General features: G+C 68.1%; 23 protein-coding genes and 1 tRNA gene. 5 read left to right on the top strand and 19 right to left on the bottom strand.

Features of this window, described 5'->3' with window-relative positions; all coding sequences use genetic code 11:
- The first annotated feature begins 52 nt into the window (after positions 1 to 52).
- Positions 53 to 532 (top strand): hypothetical protein, encoded by a 480-nt coding sequence (locus tag ACT009_RS14545; RefSeq protein ID WP_445191778.1) that lies wholly within the window; start codon positions 53 to 55, stop codon positions 530 to 532.
- A 970-nt stretch (positions 533 to 1,502) separates the two neighbouring features.
- Here the strand turns inward: ACT009_RS14545 and ACT009_RS14540 are convergent.
- Positions 1,503 to 1,721: a hypothetical protein gene (locus ACT009_RS14540; protein WP_445191777.1), complete on the bottom strand. Its 219-nt coding sequence runs from the start codon at positions 1,719 to 1,721 to the stop codon at positions 1,503 to 1,505.
- Positions 1,722 to 2,228: 507 nt separating this feature from the next.
- Between ACT009_RS14540 and ACT009_RS14535 the strand changes: the two genes are divergently transcribed.
- Positions 2,229 to 2,453 (top strand): helix-turn-helix domain-containing protein, encoded by a 225-nt coding sequence (locus ACT009_RS14535; protein WP_445191776.1) that lies wholly within the window; start codon positions 2,229 to 2,231, stop codon positions 2,451 to 2,453.
- A gap of 1,073 nt (positions 2,454 to 3,526) precedes the next feature.
- On the top strand, positions 3,527 to 5,128 hold the full coding sequence (locus ACT009_RS14530; protein WP_445191775.1) for a DUF927 domain-containing protein: 1,602 nt from the start codon (positions 3,527 to 3,529) through the stop codon (positions 5,126 to 5,128).
- 146 nt (positions 5,129 to 5,274) lie between these two features.
- Here the strand turns inward: ACT009_RS14530 and ACT009_RS14525 are convergent.
- Positions 5,275 to 5,367: transfer RNA gene (locus ACT009_RS14525), tRNA-Ser, on the bottom strand.
- A 181-nt stretch (positions 5,368 to 5,548) separates the two neighbouring features.
- Here ACT009_RS14525 and ACT009_RS14520 point away from each other — a divergent pair.
- Complete coding sequence (locus ACT009_RS14520; protein WP_445191774.1) at positions 5,549 to 6,304, top strand: DUF1134 domain-containing protein; 756 nt, start codon at positions 5,549 to 5,551, stop codon at positions 6,302 to 6,304.
- Between the two features lie 116 nt (positions 6,305 to 6,420).
- On the opposite strand, the gene pyrC is transcribed toward ACT009_RS14520, so the two are convergent.
- Complete coding sequence (gene pyrC, locus ACT009_RS14515) at positions 6,421 to 7,446, bottom strand: dihydroorotase (RefSeq protein ID WP_445191773.1); 1,026 nt, start codon at positions 7,444 to 7,446, stop codon at positions 6,421 to 6,423.
- A gap of 84 nt (positions 7,447 to 7,530) precedes the next feature.
- On the opposite strand from pyrC, the gene ygfZ reads away from it, so the two are divergent.
- Complete coding sequence (gene ygfZ / locus ACT009_RS14510; RefSeq protein WP_445191772.1) at positions 7,531 to 8,271, top strand: CAF17-like 4Fe-4S cluster assembly/insertion protein YgfZ; 741 nt, start codon at positions 7,531 to 7,533, stop codon at positions 8,269 to 8,271.
- On the opposite strand, the gene ACT009_RS14505 is transcribed toward ygfZ, so the two are convergent.
- The 16 genes from ACT009_RS14505 to ACT009_RS14430 all read right to left on the bottom strand — a co-directional run bounded on the left by ACT009_RS14505 (position 8,250) and on the right by ACT009_RS14430 (position 23,051).
- The gene (locus ACT009_RS14505; RefSeq protein ID WP_445191771.1) at positions 8,250 to 9,551 is read right to left on the bottom strand and encodes a UDP-glucose dehydrogenase family protein; all 1,302 of its coding nucleotides are present in this window, start codon (positions 9,549 to 9,551) and stop codon (positions 8,250 to 8,252) included. The genes ygfZ and ACT009_RS14505 overlap by 22 nt on opposite strands.
- A gap of 509 nt (positions 9,552 to 10,060) precedes the next feature.
- Positions 10,061 to 11,167 (bottom strand): OmpA family protein, encoded by a 1,107-nt coding sequence (locus ACT009_RS14500; RefSeq protein ID WP_445191770.1) that lies wholly within the window; start codon positions 11,165 to 11,167, stop codon positions 10,061 to 10,063.
- Positions 11,168 to 11,285: 118 nt separating this feature from the next.
- Entirely contained in the window at positions 11,286 to 11,792 is a 507-nt protein-coding gene (locus tag ACT009_RS14495; RefSeq protein ID WP_445191769.1) for a DUF2793 domain-containing protein, read from the bottom strand.
- Positions 11,789 to 13,924, bottom strand: coding sequence for a phage tail protein (locus ACT009_RS14490; protein ID WP_445191768.1), 2,136 nt, complete (start codon positions 13,922 to 13,924; stop codon positions 11,789 to 11,791). The genes ACT009_RS14495 and ACT009_RS14490 overlap by 4 nt, the downstream gene beginning before the upstream one ends.
- Positions 13,925 to 14,322: 398 nt before the next feature.
- Complete coding sequence (locus ACT009_RS14485) at positions 14,323 to 15,120, bottom strand: DUF2163 domain-containing protein (protein ID WP_445191767.1); 798 nt, start codon at positions 15,118 to 15,120, stop codon at positions 14,323 to 14,325.
- A complete protein-coding gene (locus ACT009_RS14480) occupies positions 15,117 to 17,402 on the bottom strand; it encodes a DUF2460 domain-containing protein (protein ID WP_445191766.1) in 2,286 nt (761 codons plus the stop codon). Before ACT009_RS14480 ends, ACT009_RS14485 begins: the two co-directional genes overlap by 4 nt.
- Before the next feature lie 56 nt (positions 17,403 to 17,458).
- Positions 17,459 to 17,974, bottom strand: coding sequence for a tail tape measure protein (locus ACT009_RS14475; RefSeq protein ID WP_445191765.1), 516 nt, complete (start codon positions 17,972 to 17,974; stop codon positions 17,459 to 17,461).
- A gap of 37 nt (positions 17,975 to 18,011) precedes the next feature.
- Positions 18,012 to 18,215, bottom strand: coding sequence for a phage tail assembly chaperone (locus ACT009_RS14470; protein WP_445191764.1), 204 nt, complete (start codon positions 18,213 to 18,215; stop codon positions 18,012 to 18,014).
- Positions 18,212 to 18,541: a GTA-gp10 family protein gene (locus tag ACT009_RS14465; RefSeq protein WP_445191763.1), complete on the bottom strand. Its 330-nt coding sequence runs from the start codon at positions 18,539 to 18,541 to the stop codon at positions 18,212 to 18,214. Before ACT009_RS14465 ends, ACT009_RS14470 begins: the two co-directional genes overlap by 4 nt.
- On the bottom strand, positions 18,538 to 18,945 hold the full coding sequence (locus ACT009_RS14460; protein ID WP_445191762.1) for a phage major tail protein, TP901-1 family: 408 nt from the start codon (positions 18,943 to 18,945) through the stop codon (positions 18,538 to 18,540). Before ACT009_RS14460 ends, ACT009_RS14465 begins: the two co-directional genes overlap by 4 nt.
- Before the next feature lie 14 nt (positions 18,946 to 18,959).
- A complete protein-coding gene (gene gp17, locus ACT009_RS14455) occupies positions 18,960 to 19,361 on the bottom strand; it encodes a tail completion protein gp17 (protein ID WP_445191761.1) in 402 nt (133 codons plus the stop codon).
- The gene (locus ACT009_RS14450; protein WP_445191760.1) at positions 19,358 to 19,897 is read right to left on the bottom strand and encodes a head-tail connector protein; all 540 of its coding nucleotides are present in this window, start codon (positions 19,895 to 19,897) and stop codon (positions 19,358 to 19,360) included. The genes gp17 and ACT009_RS14450 overlap by 4 nt, the downstream gene beginning before the upstream one ends.
- A 188-nt stretch (positions 19,898 to 20,085) precedes the next feature.
- Positions 20,086 to 21,105 (bottom strand): phage major capsid protein, encoded by a 1,020-nt coding sequence (locus ACT009_RS14445; protein WP_445191759.1) that lies wholly within the window; start codon positions 21,103 to 21,105, stop codon positions 20,086 to 20,088.
- A 154-nt stretch (positions 21,106 to 21,259) separates the two neighbouring features.
- Complete coding sequence (locus ACT009_RS14440) at positions 21,260 to 21,631, bottom strand: HK97 family phage prohead protease (protein WP_445191758.1); 372 nt, start codon at positions 21,629 to 21,631, stop codon at positions 21,260 to 21,262.
- Positions 21,628 to 21,939 carry a DUF6127 family protein gene (locus ACT009_RS14435; protein WP_445191757.1) on the bottom strand — a complete coding sequence of 104 codons (312 nt, stop codon included), beginning with the start codon at positions 21,937 to 21,939 and terminating at the stop codon, positions 21,628 to 21,630. Before ACT009_RS14435 ends, ACT009_RS14440 begins: the two co-directional genes overlap by 4 nt.
- The gene (locus ACT009_RS14430; RefSeq protein ID WP_445191756.1) at positions 21,936 to 23,051 is read right to left on the bottom strand and encodes a phage portal protein; all 1,116 of its coding nucleotides are present in this window, start codon (positions 23,049 to 23,051) and stop codon (positions 21,936 to 21,938) included. The genes ACT009_RS14435 and ACT009_RS14430 overlap by 4 nt, the downstream gene beginning before the upstream one ends.
- Positions 23,052 to 23,113 lie beyond the last annotated feature (62 nt).

The raw sequence follows: 23,113 nt of genomic DNA, 5'->3' as shown, positions 1-23,113 counted from the left end.
TCAACAAGGCGACCTTGACCGCCTCTGCGGCTTGTACGCGATCATCAACGCCATGCGCATCGCCCTCTACCCGCAGCGCACTCTTAATCGACGTCAGCTCCACATTCTGTTCGACGAGGGCATCGCCTTCCTCAGCCGCACCAGGAGCCTCAAGGCAGCTGCATCTACGGGAATGTACGAGAGGCAATGGTCCAAGCTGTGCCAGCACCTACTCGCGACCGCCAGCGATCGTCTTGGCATCGAACTGCACATGATGAGGTATCCAGCACGATCGCTCCTATCGACGGCCGTGGCGCTTCAGGCGGTTACTCATCATCTGAGGCAAGGCAGGCCTGTACTTCTCGCGCTCGAAGGACGGCTAAACCACTGGACCGTGGTGGTGCGCTTCAGTGACCGGCGCTTGTCGCTGTTCGACAGCGACGGTCACCGCTGGATCTTGAACAGCTCGGTTGGCGTGCGAGCGTGCGACCACAAGAAAGCGTACCGCATCTTTGCTCGCGGCATCATCGCGTTTCGACCGGGTAACAGGTAGGCGTTCGCGTTGACGTGGCTATGGCTGATCGTCGGATCGCTGCGTCTCGGCTAGCCTCGATCCCAGTACATTTTCGCTATTGTGACATGAGTGTTTGTGATGCGGCGGTAGCCGTAGATTGGCAGATCGGCGACGAGCAGCCGGATATCAGCGATCAGCCCGGCGATCGGGAATTGAGGGCGGCTGCGCAGTCGTGGTTGCGGTTGATTGCGCGTTGCGGACGATGCGGGCCGGCATTGCCGAGCGCGTGTGCTATTGTCGTCACAGAACGTCACCTGGCGACGAGGGCGAGCGCAAGACGTTTTTTCGCCCGCGGCCGGAGACGCGGGCGCGTGAAGCAGCTCATTCTCCATGACCTTCTTGCCTAGCAGGGCGCTGCAACTTGCGCTTCCAGCGCGGTACCTGGAAGCGGGCACCACTCCTCGCCGGCTAAAGCAGCGGTCAGCGCCCCCTGGTTCATCAGCCCGCGCTAGGTCCAGACTTGGCTGCCGCTGATGCCCTGCTGGCAGGCGACGAGCGACACGCTAATCCCCGACAGTTAAGTCTCCTCAACCATTCTGACGTTCTCCTACGGTGTGCAGCGCCGGAGAGCACCTCGCCGTCTTTCTGAGGCCCGATCGTACCGTCAGTCATACGCCTCACTCTTATCTAAGCGCGAAACCCTGTGAGGTGATTCGAGAGGCAACCGTAAAAAGTGAGTTTTGGGGTAGCGGCTCACTTTTCGCGTGTTTGGGTGATCGTCTTACCGGCTTAGCGACAGGCATCTTGTTTTGCCGTGGCCTATCGCAGCGCTCCCACCTCGCCGAACGGCGCGGCAGAGACGTTAAATCGTCCGGCCGGGATTAGTGTACACGCGTAACAGCAATCTAGTGGGTCCGACGGAAAGCGTTTTTGGTTTTGTGATTACCAGGTTCTCACGCCCATGCCTGTTGGGCCGCCCCAACGATTTAGGTCCCCCCCGTCCTGCTCGCTAAGTGCTAAACCAACTCTCGACCGCAACGTCACTTTTTTCGTATATTCGAGCTGCACCGGTTTGAAGGACGAAGCCTACGAACAGGTCAGGCTCGATGTTGTGCCGCCACGCGTACAGCATTTCCTGCGCCAAGCGGGACACCCGGTCTGGCCCGAGATCGATGCGAGCCGCCACTGCCTTGAGCCCCCAAAAAAACGGGTTCTGCGCCATCGTCACGCGTGTCGGGTCGCGAGTGCAGTAACCTGACACCGCAGCCTCGATTATAGCCTTCCCTTCTGTCTTCTGCCGCAATTTCCAGATTACACGATATACCTCTCTTCGGAGATAGTTCGCCTTCTGGTCGTATGGCGCCCCCCCCGTCTTCGGCCGGACGCGCCATTCAGCAATGACTGGGTCAACTAGTTTGTCCCATTTAGCCTTCAGCCCCTCTTCTCGGGGAGTCAGAGATCGTGCGCGCTTCCGGCATGCGCGCGGGGAAACGGTGCGCGCTATTGGGCGCTGAACGCCCTTAATAGGTTTAAATCGCTGTTCGCGTTTTCTCAATTTGCTGCACCATGCAATGAAACTTCGGCAACGTTGCGATCAAGGGGGTGGCCGATGCCATCCTGAGGCATCGCAGACGCATCGCGATAATTGCACCGGAATGCAATCAAAAATTGCGACGCGGCATCGGGCATTTGTCGCTTACCGCCAACATCCCGTCGGCGGCGGAGCAAAGTTTACATGCAAAATCCGACACCCACCCCGCCCGACCGCCGGAAACTTAGCGTCTCCATTCCTGACGCTTGCGACCTCGTCGGCGTCGGGCGCTCAAAGATGTATGCGATGATCAACACCGGTGAGGTCGAAGCATGTAAGATCGGACGTCGGACAACCGTCACCCGGCGCAGCCTCGACGCGTTAATTGAGCGTGGTGTAAGTGCCGCGCTGCAAACGTGGCCACGGTGATGGCAGCCAGTCGCCTCATCGACATGGGACCCGGCCCCGACCAGTACCGCGCCAGCCTGTTGTTTTCGGGGTGGCCGTCGATCACAACGCAGAGCGCTTGGGATGCGACGCACGCGCGTGCCTTACACAATTTCGCGAACGCTTCTTCCAGTCCCCACCGATCGGCGATTCGTCTTGCCGGTCAACTAGCTCTGTCCGCGTCGGCCGACGATAGGTCCCCAGTCCCCACCAGCATGGCGTGCGTGAGGCGTCGCTATGCCATTGCCGAGAACATCGGGGCCGGCCTGGCTCACCTGTGTGACCGGTTGGAAGAGCCAGCGCATTTTTGGACCGTAATCCCCGACTATGGCGAGGTGCTCGATCCTGGGGACATTTCAGCAGCCTGGATGAGAGAACGCCTTCGGAACGATCTCAACGACCGGGGCGCGCTCGGCAGCGATGGCATCTTGTTCGCTGTCCTTGAGGCCGAATACCAGATGCGGACCGGTCTGTGGCGCTTTCACTGGCATGGCGCCGCATCGGGCGGGAAGCTACGCGCCATCGATCGCCTGCGCGTTTTGGACGCATACCGCACAAGCCGTCGTCAACCCGGCACACCTAGGGCCGCAGTACCGTACCGCGTAAAGGTGTCTAGACGGCCGCTTTTCGATCTGCCGAAGCCAATAACCTACTGCGTAAAACCTTGGAACGCTCGATGGCAAGACAATCTCGGCGAGCGAGGTCGGCGGCGTCGAATGCCACTTGAGGCCATACCCAAGATGCTGCTCTGGCAAGATCGATCGCCTTTGCATGAAATAGCTTTGCTAATGGGCTTGCGACAAGGTCGCAACGGATTCACGATCCTTCGCGGCACACGAATGAATGGCAGTTAACTCGCACATTGACGTGTACGTTACACATCGGAGCGCATACGCCAACCATTCTAGAAGATACTGCGTCAATTGAGCCATAACTAGTTGCGTGGCGTAATTGAACTCAATCCACAATTGTAAAAACTTTAGCAACGTGGGGACTGGGGACCAATCCGGCTCTCAGCACGACGACGCACGTTCACAAAATTAGGGAAAGCTAAGATGGACCGAAATGATGACCGCTTTCGTGTTGGCGCTGGGATAAGTGCGCACGATATAAAGTACCTTGAAATCGATGGCGAAGGGGTAAGCGCGACTATCAGAGTTTCTGACGTCGGTGCCAGCCGCAACGGACTGGAGCAAGCTCTCTCCACACACCAGATGATCATGACTCCATCACAGCGCACGCAAATTATCGAACAGGCCAGCGCGATTGTTCACTACCCGCTTCGTCCGTATTCGGAACGGGCTGGATGGGTCGATGCTCACAACTACATTCGGGGTAACGGAGAGATCACGACTGCGTCTGGCAATCCAGCGGCGACTCGGATCACCTTCACTTGCGAGCGGCGCGGAACCGGGCAGCGCGGGTCCCTGCCGCAATGGCGACGTCGAATTGCGCGCCGCTTGAATGGTCAGACACTACTACAATTCGTCGTTATGGCTAGCTTCGCCGGGCCGGTGCTTCCGCTGACAAGGCGTGCACTCAATGTCTTGTTCGAAATCGTCGGGACCGGCGGTGAGGGAAAATCGTCAGCATTGCACATCGCTGCGTCCACCTGCGGTCCGGCAGTCGACCGAGGTAACGGGACCTATTGGTTCGGGCCGAGCGGAACGACCAATTGGCTTGAAGCACGGATGTTAGCCAGCGCTGATGCCACAGCGTTTCTGGACGAATTCCAGGTCTTCGGCGCCGGCGAAAATCACACCACTCGAGCCCGAATGGTATATGATTTCATCTTTCGCTTCTCGGAAGGCCAAACGCGCGGTCGGCTCGACGGCTCGACCTCGATCACCTATCGTGGGGTAGGCGTGATGACTGCCAACCAACCGGTGCGTGAGCTGATGACCGCGCGTCATGGGCTAGCCGTGAACCCAACTACCAGCCGCCTGATCTCGCAACCAGGTGACGTGGGATTTGGCCTTGGTACGCTCGACTTCTTACCCGCGGGTGAATTAAGCGCTCGTTCCTTCGTAGAGTCTGTTTTGCTCGCAACTGAAGACAATCACGGTACTGCAATGCCAGCATTTTTGGAGGGGATCGTTCGCTTGCGCTCGCGCGAGGGTGACGAATTGCGAAATCGGATTAATACCCACATCGATGACTTCGTGACCCAGGCGATCGGGGGCGCGGGCGGCCTTCACGGCCGCATCGCCGAAGCCTATGCGATAGTTTACGTTGGCGGCCGTCTCGCGAAGCACTTCGGGATCCTCCCGACAGAGTGGGATCCTTTCGCGATCGCACTCGAAAGCTACCGACGGCACGCCGCATCAATCCAGGTTGCCGAGTGCAAATCGCCGGGCGATGTTCTGAAAGCTTACGCAGCACGCGTCGATGTTATCGATCTTAACCAGGGCTTGCCTGTCTTGGACGATGCCGAAATGGCGAAAGTGTCTGGGTTTCGCCGGGCGGGACCGAATGGCAGAGAGCTGTATGTTCCGCCTCACGCGATCACTCGGCTATTTCCTGATTGGGAGAGTCAGAAGAACACGCCAGAAATTGCTCAATTTCTGAAGCGCGAAGGTGCGCACCTCGGCCGAAAGCGGGCAGTGCGGCAGGGTGGAGGGAAGATCCGACTGCATGTTTTTGCAGGTTTCGACTGATCTTGCCAGGGGGAGCTGGTCACGGCTGGCCAGCGCACCTCAAGACCCAGTCCACGATTGACTGCCAACAACCAAATCGGAAGTGGGCACCAAAGTGGGCTGGGGCCGGCAAGATTAGGCTAACTCACTGAACCTGGAGTATATGATGGCGGAGACGGAGGGATTCGAACCCTCGGTACGAGTAAACCCCGTACGGCGGTTTAGCAAACCGCTGGTTTCAGCCACTCACCCACGTCTCCGGCGGTCGGCGAGCGGCGGCTATAGCGAGGGTCGGCAGGGCAGGCAACCGGCCAATGTGGCATCGGTGCGCGCCACGCCGCTGCGATCCGGCGCATAATCGACTCGCATCGTCGCCCGTTCATTGCCGGGCAAGGCGAAGCTTGGTTAACATGCCGAGCCAAATAGCGGCTGGGGGCTGTCATGCGATCGTGGATCTTGGGAATTGCCGCATCGGCGGCGCTGGCGAGTGCCGGACCGGCGCAGGTCCGCACGATCGATCCCAATCGGGCGATCGACAGCGACCTGCCCTCGGGCGCCCACGCCACGGTGTCGCGATCGACACCCGCGCAGAGTGAGACGCTCGGCGAGCCGGTGCCGGTCGATCCGCCGCTCGCGACGACGACGCAGGACGTGCCGCCGCCGGTCGTCGCCACCTCGCCGACGGCGCGGGCGGAGGCGACGATGGACGTCGCCGACACCTATCCGCGCGAGGACCTGATGGCCGCGGGCGAAGGCGTGTTCGGCAAGGGCGCGGCGGGGCTCGGCGGCATTCTGGAAAAGATCCTGAGGGAGCAGGGCCGCCCCAACGCCTATATCGCCGGCCGCGAGGCGGCGGGCGCGTTCATCGTCGGCCTGCGCTACGGCTCGGGGGTAATGAGCCACAAGGTCGAGGGCACCCAGCCGGTCTACTGGACCGGCCCGTCGATCGGGTTCGATGCCGGCGGCGACGCCAACAAGGTGTTCGTGCTGGTCTACAACCTCCACGACACCGAGGAACTCTTCCACCGCTTCCCCGCGGCGGAAGGGCGGCTCTATTTCATCGGCGGCTTCGCGGCGACGTATCTGCGCCGCGGCAACATCGTGCTGATCCCGATTCGCCTCGGCGTCGGCTACCGTGCCGGGGTCAATGTCGGCTATATGAAGATCACCCACAAAGCGAAGTGGATGCCCTTCTAAGGCGCAGCCGGGCTGCCGGCGACGTCCGGCAGACTCCGGCAAGGCCGACCGACGGGTCAGCGCAGCGACCCGTTCGACGTCACGGGATTAACTCCCGTGACGCGGCCCCAAACGCTTCACCCCAACATCCGCCACCCCAGCGTCTCGCCCGCCAGGAACGGCACCACATCCCCCACCCGATCCGGCACCACCACCGCCTCGCGCACCAGCGTCACCGTCCCCTCGTTGAGCGGCAGCCCGTAGAACCGCGCGCCATGCTCCGACGCGAAGCCCTCCAACCGGTCGAGCGCCCCCTCTTCGTCGAACACCCGCGCATAGGCCTCCAGCGCGAACGGCGCGTTGAAGATCCCCGCACAGCCGCACCCGGACTCCTTGGCACCGATCACATGCGGTGCGCTGTCGGTGCCGAGGAAAAAGCGTGGCGATCCCGACACTGCCGCGCGGCGCACCGCGAGGCGGTGGGTCTCGCGCTTGGCGACCGGCAGGCAATAGGCGTGCGGCCGCAAGCCGCCATCGAAGATCGCGTTGCGGTTGATCAGCAGATGCTGCGGCGTGATCGTCGCCGCAATCGGATGATCCGCCTCGGCCACGAATGCCGCCGCCTCTGCGGTGGTGATATGCTCCAGCACGATCTTCAGCGCGGGATGGTCGCGGGTCAGCGGCGTCAGCACGCGATCGACGAACACCGCCTCGCGATCGAAGATGTCGATCGCCCGATCGGTGACCTCGCCGTGGATCAGCAGCGGCATGCCGATCCGCTGCAATCGATCGAGCACCGTGGTCATCCGCCGGATGTCGGTCACGCCGTGTGCGGAGTTGGTCGTCGCATGCGCGGGGTAGAGCTTGCACGCGGTGAAGACGCCCGCTTCGTGCCCGGCCGCGATCTCGTCCGGATCGGTATCGTCGGTCAGGTAGCAGGTCATCAGCGGCGTGAAGGCGGTTCCCGGCGGCAGCGCAGCGACGATCCGCTCGCGATAGGCGCTCGCCGCCGCGGCGCTCGTCACCGGCGGTGTCAAATTGGGCATGATGATCGCACGCGCGAACTGGCGCGCGGTGTGCCCGGCGACAGCCTCCAGCATCGCGCCGTCGCGCAGATGGACGTGCCAGTCGTCGGGGCGGCGGATGGTCAGTCGATCGGTCATGCCTCACCCTATCGGCGTCGCGTGTGTGCCGCTAGCGCAATGGCGCGGCTTTCACTCGCCCTCCGCCAACCCTAGATACCGGTCATGCAAGCCACCACGCTGATCGATCGCGCGCTCGTCCGGGTCTCCGGCGAGGATGTCCGCGGGTTCCTCCAGGGCCTCGTCACCAACGACGTCGCCGGCCCGCTGCCGGTCTGGGCGGCGTTGCTGACCCCGCAGGGCAAGGTGCTGTTCGATTTCCTGATCTGGGCCGATGGCGACGATCTGCTGCTCGATGGCGAGGCGGCGCAAGCCGACGCGCTCGTCCGGCGGCTCAGCCTCTACCGGCTGCGGCGGCCGATCGCGATCGCACGAGACGATAGCTTGGCGGTGCACTGGGCGGCGACGGGCACCGCGGGAGTGCCCGACCCGCGCCTGCCCGCGCTCGGCCGCCGCTGGGTCGCCGCCCCGACCGCCCCCGCCGATGGCTGGCTCGCACACCGCCTATCGCTCGGCGTCGTCGAAGGAGTGGGCGAGCTCGGCAACGGCGAGACGCTCTGGCTCGAATGCAACGCGCGCGAGCTGAACGGCGTCAGCTTCACCAAGGGCTGCTATGTCGGGCAGGAGAACACCGCGCGGATGCACCACCGCGCGAAGGTCAACCGGCGCCTGGTCGTCGCGCCGCTCGGCGAGCCCGGCGATCGCACCCGCGCGACCTATCCCGATCTCGGCCTGATGATCGAGCATCGCCGCGCCGAAGCACTCGGCGATGCGCTACGCCCGGACTGGCTCGCCGCGGCGATCGCCCCCAGGAGCGAGGAGGATCAGCGGCCGACCGCGGTATAGGCGAAGCCCGCGCCCTCGATCGCATCGCGGCGATAGACGTTGCGCAGATCGACCATCACCGGCGCCGCCATCACCTGCTTCAACCGCTTAAGGTCGAGCGCGCGGAAGATGTCCCACTCGGTCACGATCACCACCGCGTCGGCGCCGGTCGCGGCATCGTACGCGTCGCTGCAATAGACCAGGTCGGGCATCATCTGCCGCGCCGCCTCCGCGCCTTCGGGATCATAGGCGCGCACCACCACGCCCGCATCCGCCAGCGCCAGCGCGATCGCCAGGCTCGGCGCGTCGCGCATGTCGTCGGTGTTGGGCTTGAAGGTCAGCCCCAGCAGCGCCACGGTCTTGCCGCGCGCATCTTCGCCCAGCGCCTGGATCACCTTGCGGCCCATCGCGCGCTTGCGGCTGTCGTTGACCTTCACCACCGCCTCGACGATCTGCACCGGCGACTGGTAGTCCTCTGCGGTCTTGAGCAGCGCCAGCGTATCCTTGGGGAAGCACGACCCGCCATAGCCCGGCCCGGCGTGGAGGAACTTCTTGCCGATACGGTTGTCGAGCCCGATGCCGCGGCTGACGTCGCGCACGTCGGCGCCCACCGCCTCGCACAGGTCCGCGATCTCGTTGATGAAGGTGATCTTGGTCGCGAGGAACGCATTCGCCGCATATTTGATCAGCTCGGACGACCGCCGGCTGGTGAACACGATCGGGCTCTCGCCCAGGTAGAGCGGACGGTACACGTCGCGCATCACCGCCATCGCATGCTCGTCCTCGGTGCCGATGACGATCCGGTCGGGACGCTTGAAATCGCCGATCGCGGCGCCTTCGCGCAGGAATTCGGGGTTGGAGACGACCGCCACCGCCATGTCCGGGCGCTTCTCGCGCAGGATCTGCTCGACGCGGTCGCCGGTGCCGACCGGTACGGTCGACTTGGTGACCACAACCGTCGGCCCGGTGACCGCGGCCGCGATCTCCTCGGTCGCTGCGAACACGTAGCTCAGATCGGCATGCCCGTCGCCGCGCCGCGACGGCGTCCCGACCGCGATGAAGATCGCATCGGCTCCAGCGACCGCGGCGGCGAGATCGGTGGTGAAGCTCAGTCGCCCCGCCGCGACGTTGGTCGCGACCAGCTGGTCCAGCCCCGGCTCGAAGATCGGCATCCGACCCGCTTCGAGCGCGGCGATCTTGCTTTGGTCCTTGTCGACGCAGATCACGTCGTGGCCGAAGTCCGAGAAGCACGCCCCAGAGACCAGGCCGACATAGCCCGAACCGATCATCGTGATGCGCATCAATGCCTCGATAGTCTTTGGGGGCGCGCCCCCGGTAGAGAAGGAGCGCGGTCTTTAGCCCATCACCCGCCGATTGCCAGCACCACGTCCGTCCGGGACTGGCACGGGCGCTGACTTTAAGGCGAGGTATGTTGGTCCTTGCCGACCTGCTGTACCCCGGCGAAAGCCGGGGCCCAGGCGAGACACGATCATGGCTGACCACAGCATTCGCCAACGACAAGCTTCGAAACTGGTCCCCGGCTTCGCCGGAGCTTCGACGGGTCAATGCCCCGAGCACGTGCCATCGAATGCCGAAGCTAACGATTCAAGTCGAACAGGTTCCCGACCTATCCCACCGCTCCGCGCGAAGGCGGTGCCGATTAACTGGGCCGCCGCCTTCGCGTAAGCACGAAGGCAGCGACGCAACCGCCCTGCACCTCAGGCAGCAACCAACGATCTGTCGTGAACAACAAAAAGGGAGGCCGGCAATGCCGACCTCCCGATTTGCAATCCCAACGGTGGGACGGGTCTTACTGACCCGAACCCGGACCGTAGGTGATTTCCACGCGACGGTTCTGCACTTCGCGGACGCCATCGGCAGTCTGCACGCGCAGCTTGGTTTCGCCGAACGCCTCGGTCGAGACCGACGAGTCGGGGATCGACTTGGACGCGAGATACGCCTTCACCGAGTCCGCGCGACGCTGCGACAGGCCGACATTGTACTTTGCCGTACCCGAGGTGTCGGCGAAGCCGGCGACCATGACCTGCGCATTGCCGCAGCTCTGGTACTGGGTGACGGCGTTGTCGAGGATCGACGACGCTTCCGGCGTGATATCCGACTTGTCCCACTCGAAGAACACGATGAACGGTCCAGGCGAGCAGACCGGCGCTTCGACCACCGGGGGCAGAGGAGGCGGCGGGGGCGGCGGGGGCGGCGGGGGCGGCGGCGGCGGTGCAGCAGGCTCGCCGAAGTTGTAGGTCACGCCACCGAGGATGCTGTGCGACCGATAGCGGCCTTCGAAGCTGCGGTTGCTGACATCCACCAGACGGACGTTGTCGGCGTTGAAGAAGCGATACTTCAGCGTCGCGTCGATGTGGTCGGTCAGCGGTGCGCGGATACCCGCGAGGCCCTGATACGCGAACACGGTGTCGGAGTCGTCGAGGAAGTTGCCGCGAGTGTTGAGGCCGTAATTGGCCTTCACGCGAGCAACGCCGACGCCGCCGCCGACGAAGCCCTGAATGCCGTCGTCGTCACCGAAGTCGAGCAGGCCGTTCAGCATGAAGCTGAGCGCCGAGGTGCGACCACCGGCATAATCATAATTGCCTGCAGCTGCCGGAGCGGCGGCGAAGGCGGGCGTGGTGGTGGTCGACTGATAGCTGTCGACGGTCGCGCTGCGATAGCCGACCTCGGTTTCGACCCGGAAGCCGCCGAAATCATAGCCGATCACGCCATCGACGTCATAGCCATAGTCGTGATTGACGGTGCCAGCAGCGCTGAGCGTCCCAATGTCATAGTCGATATCTTCGACGATCATCGCGCCGCCTTCAACGCCAACGTACCACGAGTTATCGCGGGCGAGGGCCGGTGAGGCGAGAGCGGTGGAGGCAAGTGCCAGAACGACGGCAAGCTTCCGCATAGAATTCCCCTTTCCTGAGTGTCACTACGGACAGCGCAAACCCACTATCGAAGTGTTGGTTTCCATGCAAGCCGACAAAAAGAGCGAGTGTGGCAGGAACAACACAGTATTTGCCGCCTCATTCCGCGATCAACCCGTGTCCGCGAAGCGCCGCCAGCACCGCCGCGAGGGCCGCGCGTGCTTCCTTGTCGATCACGGTCCCGCCGGCCGGCGCTGTGATCGCGCCGCCCCGCGCGCCGACGACTTTGACACCGTCGATCAGCACGCACCCGCCGCGCAGATCGCCGCTCGTCCAAGTGCCGCCGCTGTAGCGAACGTCGCGGCGATCGGCGATGCTCCACACCGTCATTCCCTCTCGCGGATCGACGAACCGCCACCCCCCCGCGGTCCACGCGGCGATCGCATTCGCCTGCCCCGTCCAGGCACCCCCGGCCGCGGCACCGACAACCCACGCATCCCCCGCCGTCGGTGCCGCCGGCGGCACCGCCAGGCCGACCGCCACGACGCTCGCCTGAACCGCGATGTCGAGCCGCGCCAGCGCCTCGTTGTGGGTCAGGTCCTTCTGCGCCTGGCCCGCCGCGAGCAGCGGCAGGCCGAGCCTGATGGTTGCATCCGTACCACTCATGTTGCTTCTCCTGCAGGAACCACGATCGACGCGGCGGGCGACAGGCCCCAGGTGCCGCGCTGGCGGACGGTCACGACGAGGTCCCCCGCAGGACGCATCGCCGCCTCGATCCGCAACCACGGCTCGTCGGCCTCGACGATGCGCTCGCCGCCGGCCGACGCGATCGTCACCCGGTAACGCTCGCGTTCCTCGGCGATCGGCACCTCGGCGCCGTCGATCCAACGCCAACCGAGCCTACTGCGCCGCACCCAGCGCAGCGCCAGCGCGCCGTTGGATGCCGAAGCGGCCTGCAGATGGACCGGCGACGGCGGCAGGACCGACGCGCCTGCGATGACCGCCTCCGCCGCGGCCGGCTCGCCGTCGCCGACCCCCGCCGCCAGCACCCGCACCCGCCCACCGACCGACGCCGCGGTCAGATCGATCGTCCGCAGCGCCGCCGTCTCGACCAGCACGAACCGATCGCCCGCTCGCTGCTTACCGATCGCCGCCTCGGTCGCGCCGCACCCCCGCCGCAGCCCGCTCAGCCGCCACCGGGCACCACCGATCGGCAGCGCGGTAGCGAACTGCACCAGCTCGTTGCCGATCAGCGCCAGGTTCGCGCCCCGGTCGATCGCCCCCGCATCGGCATCGGCCAGCACCATGTCCGCACGCGCCAGCACCACCACGAACGCGCCGCGCTCGTCGACCAACGTCGCCGGCGCCGCATCCGCAGCCGTCTCGACCCGCCCGATCGTCGCCTCCGCCGCGGTCGCTCCATCCGCGACCCAACTCGCCCCGTCGTCGGCGCTGTGGAGCAACGCCGCCTGCCGCCAGCCCGCCCCGGTCCCGCACGCCGCGATGCTCAGCCGCGGCGCGATCGCGAGCGAGCCGTCGAGCACCGGCAGCTCGAACGCGTGCACGATCGTCGTCCCGATCACCGCATCCGGCGTCGCCAGCATCGCCCCGCTGGCAGCGCTCGCCACCAAGGTCGGCGCGCGCGTGATCGGCACCAGATCGAGCCGCATCACCATCGTCTCCAGCGCCGCGCTCGCCACGCGCCACACCCCGGCCTCGCCCGCGATCGACACGCACGCGCCCGGCGCTACCGCCATCGCTTCGAAACCCAGCGACACCCGCCGCTGGGTCCGCCCCGCCTCGGCGCGCGCGAGCACCCCCGCCGCGATCCCCTTGGCGGCGCTCGCCGACAGCACCGCGGGCATCTCGATCCGCCGCTCGATCTCGCCCGCGCCCGGCCGCACCGAGCGCTGGACCCCCACCTGATAGTCGCGCGCCGGATCGTAGTGCGCGACATGGACGGTCCGCGGCACCGTCTCCAGCGCCGCGATCCGCCGCCCCCGCCGCACGCCATCCGCGTCCGACGCGATCCCCGCATCGTCGATCGCGACCACCGCGCCCGCCGCGTCGCACATCGTCAGCCTCGCCCCGCGCGGCGCCCACCACGCCCCGCTCGCCGCCGCCAGCGTATCGAGCACCGCGGCGACGCTGCTCCCGCTCGCCGCGAATCCGTCGATCGCCAGCGCCACCTCGCCCTCGACCTCGCCCGCCAGCGCATGCGCGATCGCCGACGCGCGCACCGGCGCGGCGTCCGCAATCACCTCGAAGGTCAGCGACGGGATCCGGTTGCCGTAATCCGCCAGCTGCAACCCCTCGAACACCGCATAGGCGCACCCCCGATGCGCCGGCGCCCAAGCGCCCAGCGCCGACCCGATCAGCGGATCGACCGGCTGGTCCTCGCCACCCCGATGCAACCGGAAACCGGTCACGCTCTTCCAGTCGCCCGCGACGCCGCGCAACAGCTTGCCCTCAGCCCAGATCCGCCCGATCCCGACGATCGGCCGCGCCGACAGCAGCACCGCGAACGACGCCGAATAGCTATAGTCGTTGGTCCGCGCGTTCTTGCTGCCGCCGTTCGCACGCCGCTCGATCAGGTCGGTCGACCAGATCACCGTCCCCGCTACCCGGATCGTCCCGAACAACTTGGGGATCTGGGTCCCGTAGCTCGACGTCTGCACCGCCAGTTCCTGCAGCCGCGGCCCGTCGCGGCGCGGCGGCGCGAAGATCGCGCGGTCGATCACCTGCCCGATCACCGATCCGATCGCGCCACCGATCGGCCCGGCGACCGCGTTCCCCACCGCCGTCAACACTATCGTCGCCATCGCCGTCTCCCCGCCAAGCCCCGATCAGCACCCAGGGCGCGACCCCGCTGCGTTCCACCACCCGGCCGAGCCCCGCATCGGCGTGGACGAACCCGCCCCCGCTCGCGATCGCCAGATGGAGCTGCCCCGCCCCCACCGCGAACAGCAGCACGTCACCCGCCCGCCGCCCGCTCGCTCGCGCCAGCCTGGCGTCGAGCAGCGCCGCGACCCGCGCCGGATCGCCCCCGCGCAGCGCATACCCGGTCGGCACCCGCGCCGCGCCGATCGCCGCCGCGACCACCCCGACACAATCGAGCCCGCCCGCCACGTCGCGCCCGTGAAGCCGGAACCGCGCCCCCACCAGCGCCTGCGCCGCCACCGCCACGCGCTCGCCCTCACCCACCGGGATAGCGCGTCAGCAGGTCCATCCCGGGCAGGTTGGGCTCGCCGCGGAAGTTCGCCGCATTGCCGAACCGGCCGACACAGGTCGCGATCGTCTTGTCGCACCCCTCGATCACCTCGACGAGCACCCCCGGCACGATCGCATAGGGCGGCACCGCGTGCAGCGTCAGCGTCGTCCCCGCCGATCCCGCTACCGCACTCACCAGACCGCCATTGGCGCCGCCGATCCACCGCACCACGCCGCCGCCATAGGCATTGGCCACCGGCTCCTCGGCATCCACCGTCGCCACCGCATCCGCCACCGCCACCACCCGCAGCAACCGCCGCCGCCCCGCCATCGCGATCCGGCAGCGCTTGTCGCCGAGCTCGGCCCGGCAATCCGCCGAGGTCGTCTCCACCACCGCGCGATCCAGCGCCGCGCTCGCCCCGCGCAGTTCCGCGGTAAAGCCCTCGTCGCCGAGCTCCACCGCGCCGATCCGCCCTTCGCCCAGCGCCGCATGCAGCGCGCCCGTCACCCAATCGACCGCGAAGATCGCCACCCGCGCGCCGTCCCAGCGCCCCGCGATCAGGTCCGCCTCGTCGATCGCGGAACTCGTCAGCGCCCCGCCGACATCCATAGTGTCCGCCTCCAGCCCGTCGCCCCGCACCACCGCCGACGGCGTCATCCCCGGTGCCGCGCGGTGGACCAGCCCATCGACGATCAGATCGCGGTCGTGCGTGGTCAGCCCGATCGTCGCCCCGTCGCAGCGCTCGACCCGCCAGCACAACGCGATCGTCGCGAGCGCGCTCATTCGCGCACCTCGACCAGCGGCACCGACACCGCCGCCCCCGCCAGGAAGGTCGCCCGCGTCACGCTCAGCCGATCCTGCGCGAACCGCACCGGCACGTCGAAGCCATAGTCCGCGGTCACCACCGCGCCCTTTGCCGGCACCGCGTCGAGCGTCACCCACCCGCCCGGCTCGACCGCGAAGCCCTGCGTCCGCGTGCCGTTCACCGCCACCGCGACGCTGCCCGCCACCGGCCGCGTGATCCGCCGCACCGTCTCGCCATAGCGCTTCACCAGCGCGAACCGCCGCTCCATGCCGTCACCGGTGCCGATCCGCTGCCCCGCCGCGCTGCTGTCGAACGGATCGCGCAACCGAAACCCCCGCGCCGGCCCCAGCCGCGCTCGGAAGAACCCAAGCAGCAGCTGGATATCCGCCTCGGACCTGACCCCCGGTCCGACATCGTACGCCGTCAGCGCCGCGGACCACGCCGCATTGCGCTGCTCCGCGCCGCCTGCCCCGGTCAGAATGGTGGTCGAGAAGGTCGGCGCCACCTCCGCATCGCGGCCCAGCGCCAGCGGGAAACTCACATCGTCGAACGCGTCCATCTCATCCTCCTCCCCATCGAGCTGCCCGGCGCCGAAATGAACGAAGCCGTCGCGCATCACCTGCGGCAGCGCCCACAGAACCACCGCCGCGACGCCCCGCGCTCGCGCCGCCAGTCCCGCCGCCTCGATGTGCCGCCACTCGGCCGCCTGCTCGCCGCGCAGCACGAAGCCCGACAGATAATGCTGGCGCGCCAGGGGATAGCCGAGCCGCGCCGCCGCCGCCGCGACCCCCAGCCGCGTCGACACCGTGTCGCCCGCGGTCACCCAGTCGTAATCCTCCAGCTGGAGCACATCGAACGCCGGATACGCCCAGCCGAGCGGCATGTTCGCGCGCTTCGCCTCGGGCGAGGCGGCGTCGAGCACCGTCGGCAGATAGGTCAGCAGATGCGTCTCGCACGTACCCCCCGCCGCCGCCTTCGCCGCGGCCGCCAGCGCGATCGTCGATGCCGCGAGGCACGCCCCCGCCCGATCCAGCGTCGCGATCTGCGCCGCGGTCATGCTCCCGCGCAGCGTCGGCACCGCGACCGGCGCGAACGCCGCCACCGCCGCCGCATCGTACAGACACGGTCGCCCGTCCGGCATCGTCCACCACCACGGCTCGCCGACCTGGAACTTCGCCGCCAGCCCTGCCGCCGCCGCGATTCCGAGGAACCCCGCCGCGACTTGGTGCAGATACCCCATCGCGCCGTCATGCGCGGGCGACAGCAGCGTCGACGGCGGCGACCACCCGGTCAGCGCCGGCGCGCCATCCGCCGCGCGCTGCTTCCAGTCGTTCCAGCAATGCGCGTCGAACAGCTCGTAGGACAGCGACCAGATCACCGCATAGCCGAGCGCCTTCGCCCGCCGTGCGAAATCCCGGTGCCACGCCGCGCATGCGACGTTCAGCGCACCCCCGGTCAGCGACACGTAGAATCCCGCGCCGACCCGCTCGAGCCGGAAATAATGGCTCATCCCCACATAATGCGTGATCGACCCGCGATAGCCGAGCTGCAGCGCGGTGCGCAGCAGCCGCGCCGGGGTCAGATTGTAGCTGTCGTCATACCCGCTCGCGATCTCGAAGCCGTGTTCGGGCACCACCACGTCGCCGATCGCCAGCACCGATCCCGGCCCCTCGCACGCGATCCCGGTCAGCTCGACCCACGCCTCCTGCGGCGTCGCCAGCGCGGCGTCGGTGCCATCGTACCCCGCCGGCACCATCGACACGAACATCCGGTCGACGTCCCCCGCCCACACTGCGTCGCCCTCGCCCGGCAGCAGGAACCCGCCCGATACCGCCGCGAAATCGATCGTGACCTGCGCATCCTCGGGCGTTCCCGCCGCATAGTTCCACAGCCGTACGTACCAGGCCCGCCGCGCCCCCGCCGCATCGCGCCCCTCGATCGTCAGCGTCGGCCCGTCCACCGCATCCAGCACGCGCGCCCCGCCGCTCCGCCACCGGAACGACAACCGGCAATCCCGGAAATCGCGCGCGGTCTCGTAACGCAGCAGCGGGTGATCGATCAGGTCTTCCGCCGCCCAGATCAGCCCCGCCAGATCGTCGCGCCTGTAGAACACCGCATCGACCCGCAGCGCATCCGCCGCGATCGTCGTCACCGCCGCCATCATCGGCCGCGGAAAGTTCACCGTCCAGAACCGCGGATCGAACCGCGAGATCACCCCCGCCGCCTGCACCGTCCGCTCCGACGCCAGCCAATATGCCATGCGCGTCCTCCCTGAGCATCTAAGCCCCTCCCCTTCAGGGAGGGGAGAAAGGAAGGTCACCCCTCCAACGCCGCCCGCACCACCCGCGCCACCTGCCGGCTCGACTGCGCCAGCGCCTTCGGTGCCACCTCAGCCCCCGCGTTGATCGTGATCGACACCCGCACCTCGCGCACCCCGCCCGGCGCGCCGGTCTCGACTCGACCGCTCGTCGTCGGCACGAACAGCTCCGGCCCGCGCTCGCCGACCACATAGGCGCGCCCCGGCGACACCGGCCCCCCGGTCGCGCGCCCGGGCGAACCCGCGAGTTCCGCGAACGCCGCCGCCCAGTCGATCTCCTTCTGCCCGCCGCCGTTCTTGCCAAGCGAGTCCAGTCCGACCTTCACCGCCGCCGCCGCGATCTGCGCCAGCACCGACAAGGCGGTTGCCTTCAGATCCTCGAAACTCAGCTTGCCCTTGCGGACGACGCCGACCAGCGCGGTCTCGATTAGCTGCGCCGCCATCGCCCCGCCGGCGCCGAGCTCGCGCTCCAGCATGCGTCGCATGTCGACGACCTCGCCCGTGAACACGCTCATGTCCGGTAAGCAATCGACGATCCTGTTGCCCCCATTGTCATCCATCTGGATAAGCCTCCCTCATCCGCGCGATCGTCGCCCGCGCCGGCGGCGCCTGCCCGCCCGCCTCGCCGGTGATCGCCGCCGCCACCGCCGCCAGTTCCGCAGGGGTGGCGCGCCAGAACGCGTCGGGCGTCCACCCCAGCACCGCCCCCGCCGATCCCGCCAGCCGCCGGGCCGCGGCAGCGAAGGTCGCGCTCATCGCCCGCTCAGGATCTGGCCGAGCAGCGTGCGCAGCGCCGGCGCCGCCGCGGTCAGCCCCGCCGCCGCGATGCCCTCCCCGAACTGCTCGCGGGTCAGCCCCGCGGGCGCCTCGTGCCGGCAATGCCAGAACAGCGTCACCGTTTCGCCCAGCCCCAGCCGCCCGTCCGCCGCGCGCTCGACCAGCGCGAACAACGACCCCAGCTCGCCCTCCGCCGCGACCAGCGCCTGGAAGCTCGGCCGCAGCACCAGCATCTCGCCGTCGACCCTGACGCTCGCTTCGCCCCGCACCGGGTTCGCGTCCCCACAGCTCACCGGGCGGCTCATGCCGCCACCACCGCGCCGGAACTCTCCAGCGACAGCGTGTACGAACGCTCGCCGTTGAAGTCCCCGGCATAGTCGAGCCGCGTCACCAGGAACCGCCCGGTCATGCTGTCGCCGCCCTCGAAGGTCAGCCGGTAATCGTCGATCGTTCCCGCCAGCGCGCTCGCCTTGATCCGCGTTTCCGCCGCCGATCCGGTGAACACCCCCGCGCCCGACACGCTGATGCTGCGCACCCCCGCGCCCGACAGCAGTTGCCGCCAGCCGCCCGAATCCTTGCTGGTCACCACCACCGCCTCGCCGTTGACGCTCAGCTGCGTCGTGCGCAGCCCAGCGACCGTCGCGAACGCCGGCGTCGCCGCGCCGTCCCCGACCTTCAGCAGGAACGCGCTACCCTTCTCGATTGCCATCTTGCTTCTCCCGATCAGCCGTTCGCGCGGTAGACGCGCACCTCGTATTCGCTCGTCGCGATCCATTGCTCGGGCTTGCCGCGCACGATCCGGCTGCGCAGCAGCCGCAGCCGCGCCACACGCCAGCCCTCCCCACCGAGATCGGCGGGCATCGTCGCGATCAGATCCTCGACCTGCCCCTGCAACCGCCGCAGCCGCGACGGCCGCTCGCCGCCGTCACGCACCACGATCGTGACGCGTCCCTCGCGCCCGGTGATCGTCGCCGCGTCCCACGTCGCCAGTATCGGCTCCTCGACCACCGCATGCGGCAGCGCCGCGCGCGTCGGCGGCATGTCGAACACCGCGCACCCGTCGAGCCCCGCGCGGGTCTTCAGCTGCCGCACGATCGCCGTCTGCAACCACGCCCCCGCGCTCATCGCCGGACCTCCGCGCCCAGGCGCAACCGCCGATACGGTCGCCACAGCGCCGCCACCGCCGCCGGCGGCGCGCGGCCGTCGGATCCTTGCGCGAACAGATGCGCGACCAGCATCGCCACGCCTTGCGCGATCGGCTCCGGCACCGCGTCCCATGTCGCCGCCGATCCCGCGCGGTACTTCACCCGCACCGCGCCGAGCGTGGCGGGCGCGGCCACCCGCACCCACCCCGCGCCGCCCGCATCGATGTCGATCGCGTAGCTCCCCACCGGCAGCACGCCCCCGCTCGCGCCAATCACCGCATCGATCGCGGTCACCGGCACGATCGGCAGCGGCTGCCACGCCCCCGACGCCGGCACCGCGTCCTCATACCCCCGCGCGACCAGCGCCTGCCCGCAGAACGCCTCCGCCAGCGCGATCGCCGCGCCCGCCAGCTGCATGAGCAGCGCGTCCTCCGCGCCGCCCTCCAGCCGCAGATACGCCTTCGCCGCCGCGACCGCCTCCGCAATCACGCCGGCCGGCAAAGCCGACCCACCCATATCCGTCTCCCGATGAGGGCCGCGGCCCGGTATTGTCGAGCACGATCGACAGCCGATGAGCTATTCCGTTCTCCTGCGAACGCAGGAGCCCAGGGTTGCAGACCGCACCGCTCGTGGCTCTGGCCTCCTGCTTTCGCAGGAGAACAAGGAGCGATCGGGGCTCGCCTGCCGACCGCTCCAGCGTTCCCCTAAGCCGTCGCGAACTTCATCAGCTTGATCGCCTCCGAATTGCTCACGCACCCGCCGATCCGCTTGGTCGCGTAGAAGTTCACGAACGGCTTGTTCGAATAGGGATCGCGCAGGATCGCGGTCTCGGTCCGCTCGGCGATCAGATACCCCGCCTTGAAGTTGCCGAACGCGATCGCCAGCGCGTTGGCGGCGATGTCGGGCATGTCCTCGGCCTCCACCACCGGATAGCCGAGCAGCGTCGCCGGCTGCCCCGCCGCCAGGCTCGGCTGCCACACGAACGCGCCGTCGCTGGTCTTGAACTTGCGGATCCGCGCCAGCGTCGCCGCATTCATCACGAAGCTTGCGCCCTGCCGGTACGGCGACCGCAGCGACTGGACCAGGTCGATGAGCCGCTCCTGCGGGTTGGCGCCGAAATCCGCCGCCGCCCCGCTCGGCAGATATTGCAGCGTCCCGAACGCGCGCGTCGGATCGGCTGCGATCGCGGTCGGCGACAACAGGAACCCCCGCGGCCGGTTCACCCCGCTGCCGCTGACGAACGCCGCGCCCTCGGCTTTCGCGAACTCGGTCGCGATTTCGTCGGCCAGCCACGCCTCGACATCGAACGAAGCATCGTCGAGCATCGCCTGGCTGGCGCTCGGATTGGCATACAGCTCGCCCGACGGCGGTGCGATCTCGGTGAACACCGGCGTTGCCGTGCCCGGCCGCGCATCGGTCTCCGCCGCCCAGCCCGACGGCGTTCCCCCGGTCGTCACCAGCTTGCGATACCCGGCGCTGCCGACCTTCACGACATTGGCGATGCTGCGGATCGGCGAGATCGCCTTCAGCGTCCGGTCGATCGTCGCATCGATCTCGCGCGGCACCGCGAAGCCGCCCTGGTCCCCCGTCACCCCGGTGAACGCCTTCATCTCCACCGTCGTCCCGCGGCGCACGAAATTGTCGAACCCCACGCCCGCCCCGCGCACGCTCGCGCCCTCCAGCACCGGCCGCATCACCACTTCGTTCGTCCCGATCGCTTCCATGCTCATGCTCCTCGTTGAAACAGAAAAGGGCGATCCAGCGCTCGCCCGAACTCCCCTCCCCTTCAGGGGAGGGGCAGGGGGTGGGGCCTCGCCACGAACGCGACATTTGGGGAGAGCCCCCACCCCAACCCCTCCCCTGAAGGGGAGGGGCTCACTAGCCGCCCACCAGATCCACCCGCGCCAGCGGCTGCATCGGCACCGCGACCAGGCTCACCTCGACCAGGTCCACCGCGGTCAGCTCGCGGTACGCCCCCTGCGTCGCCGCGACCGCGCGATACCCGACCGACAGCCCCGCCACCGCGCCGCCGCGCACCAGCGCCGCCAGCTCGGCGTCGTCGACTCGCCCCGACACCCGCAAGCCCCGCGCATCCTCGCCGATCGCCTCGATCGTCCCGATCGCCTGCCCGCGATGCTGCCACAGCAGCGGCACCGCCCCCGCTCCCGCAAAGGCCCCACGCCGCATCAGGTCGCCCGCCCTGTCGACCCGGTCGAACACCGCCGCGTACCCCGCGAACGCGACGCTCACTTCACGAACTCCGCAAAGCCGAGCTTCACCGCCAGCACCGCCAGCAGCAGCGCGCACAGCCACCCGAACACCGATTTCCACGCCGATCGCTTGGCATCCCGCCACGCCGCCAGCAGCTCGCGAAGCTCCGCCATGTCCCGCGCCGCGCGCTCGTCGGCGAGCCCCAGCCGGGTCAGCGCCCGTGTCGCGCCCAGCTCACCCGCCTCCTCCGCGATCGCCCGCAGCGTCACCAGCTCGGCGCCGCGCTCCGCCGCCTGCGCCATCAGCTGCGCCAGCACCGCCCCCCCGCTCGAATTACCCCCGCTCATGCTCCTACCGCCGCGATCCCCAGCATCGCGCGCTTCGCCGCATCGTCGAGGAAACCCGCGCCGCCGACCGCACGCCACAATCGCTCGCGGTCCTCCGCCAGCGCCGGCACCCGGTCCAGATCGATCGCCAGCGTCGCCCCCGCGAACCACCCCGCCAGCCCCTGCACCAGCGCCGCCAGGATCGCGTCCGCCAGCGGCAGCACGCTCAGCCGCCACAATGCGCGGTTCGCCTCGCGGTAATTGGCATAGGTCGCATCGCCGGGCAGCCCGAGCAGCATCGGCGGCACCCCGAACGCCAGCGCGATCTCCCGCGCCGCCGCCGCCTTGGTGCCGGCGAAGTCCATGTCCGCCGGCGACAGCGACAGCGCCTGCCATCGCAGCCCGCCCTCCAGCAGCATCGGCCGCCCGGCATTGCCGCTGCCCGCGAACCCCGCCTCCATTTCGGCCCGCAGCCGGTCGTACTGCTCCGGCGACAGCGTCGATCCGTCCCCCGCGTCGTAGACCAGCGCCCCCGACGGTCGCGCCGCATTGTCGAGCAGCGCCTTGTTCCAAAGCGCTGCGGCGTTGTGCACCGCCACCGCCCCCGCCGCCGCGCCCAGGCACCCCAGCCCGTAATGATCGTCCACCGGGTTGAACCGCTTCATGTGGATCACCTCGGGCCGCACCGGGTCCGCCGACAGCCGCTGCACCCGCGCGCCGACCGCGTAGCGATACGCCGCCGGCCACCCGCTCGCGTCCGCCTCCACCGTCACCCGCTCGGGCCGCAGCGCGAACAGCTCCGCCGCCCCGCCGTCGGCATCGCGCAGCACCTGCACATATGCATTCCCGTGCAGCAGCAGCTGCGCCGCCACCGTCTCCAGCAGCGCCTGCCCGCCGCTCCGCGCCGCGACCAGCGCCGCCAGCGCCGTATCGCTCGCTAGCAACGGCGCCCCCGCGACGCTCTCCGCCACCAGCCGCACCGCCCGCTGCGCCACCGCATTGCCCAGATACGCCGCACGCAGCTGCGCCTCGTAGCTCTGCGGCCACTCGCCCGCCGGCCACGATCCCGACCCCGCCCGCGACAACGCCGGACGCGCATCCTCGCGCCCGGATTTCCACCCGAACATCTTCATCGCCGCTCCTTTCGATTCAAGTAAGTCCTCCCCTTGCAGGGGAGGTGGCAGTCCGCAGGACT

This window comes from Sphingomonas sp. Tas61C01, assembly GCF_052567495.1.
Note: the sequence above shows the minus strand (reverse complement) of the source record. Positions and strands in the feature narration are given on the sequence as shown.

Coding starts and splice junctions, on each gene's coding strand:
- ACT009_RS14545 (WP_445191778.1), top strand. CDS start 53: ATGCGCATCGCCCTCTACCCGCAGCGCACTCTTAATCGACGTCAGCTC.
- ACT009_RS14535 (WP_445191776.1), top strand. CDS start 2,229: ATGCAAAATCCGACACCCACCCCGCCCGACCGCCGGAAACTTAGCGTC.
- ACT009_RS14530 (WP_445191775.1), top strand. CDS start 3,527: ATGGACCGAAATGATGACCGCTTTCGTGTTGGCGCTGGGATAAGTGCG.
- ACT009_RS14520 (WP_445191774.1), top strand. CDS start 5,549: ATGCGATCGTGGATCTTGGGAATTGCCGCATCGGCGGCGCTGGCGAGT.
- pyrC (WP_445191773.1), bottom strand. CDS start 7,446: ATGACCGATCGACTGACCATCCGCCGCCCCGACGACTGGCACGTCCAT.
- ygfZ (WP_445191772.1), top strand. CDS start 7,531: ATGCAAGCCACCACGCTGATCGATCGCGCGCTCGTCCGGGTCTCCGGC.
- ACT009_RS14505 (WP_445191771.1), bottom strand. CDS start 9,551: ATGCGCATCACGATGATCGGTTCGGGCTATGTCGGCCTGGTCTCTGGG.
- ACT009_RS14500 (WP_445191770.1), bottom strand. CDS start 11,167: ATGCGGAAGCTTGCCGTCGTTCTGGCACTTGCCTCCACCGCTCTCGCC.
- ACT009_RS14495 (WP_445191769.1), bottom strand. CDS start 11,792: ATGAGTGGTACGGATGCAACCATCAGGCTCGGCCTGCCGCTGCTCGCG.
- ACT009_RS14485 (WP_445191767.1), bottom strand. CDS start 15,120: ATGAGCGCGCTCGCGACGATCGCGTTGTGCTGGCGGGTCGAGCGCTGC.
- ACT009_RS14480 (WP_445191766.1), bottom strand. CDS start 17,402: ATGGCATATTGGCTGGCGTCGGAGCGGACGGTGCAGGCGGCGGGGGTG.
- ACT009_RS14475 (WP_445191765.1), bottom strand. CDS start 17,974: ATGAGCGTGTTCACGGGCGAGGTCGTCGACATGCGACGCATGCTGGAG.
- ACT009_RS14470 (WP_445191764.1), bottom strand. CDS start 18,215: ATGAGCGCGACCTTCGCTGCCGCGGCCCGGCGGCTGGCGGGATCGGCG.
- ACT009_RS14465 (WP_445191763.1), bottom strand. CDS start 18,541: ATGAGCCGCCCGGTGAGCTGTGGGGACGCGAACCCGGTGCGGGGCGAA.
- ACT009_RS14460 (WP_445191762.1), bottom strand. CDS start 18,945: ATGGCAATCGAGAAGGGTAGCGCGTTCCTGCTGAAGGTCGGGGACGGC.
- gp17 (WP_445191761.1), bottom strand. CDS start 19,361: ATGAGCGCGGGGGCGTGGTTGCAGACGGCGATCGTGCGGCAGCTGAAG.
- ACT009_RS14450 (WP_445191760.1), bottom strand. CDS start 19,897: ATGGGTGGGTCGGCTTTGCCGGCCGGCGTGATTGCGGAGGCGGTCGCG.
- ACT009_RS14445 (WP_445191759.1), bottom strand. CDS start 21,105: ATGGAAGCGATCGGGACGAACGAAGTGGTGATGCGGCCGGTGCTGGAG.
- ACT009_RS14435 (WP_445191757.1), bottom strand. CDS start 21,939: ATGAGCGGGGGTAATTCGAGCGGGGGGGCGGTGCTGGCGCAGCTGATG.
- ACT009_RS14430 (WP_445191756.1), bottom strand. CDS start 23,051: ATGAAGATGTTCGGGTGGAAATCCGGGCGCGAGGATGCGCGTCCGGCG.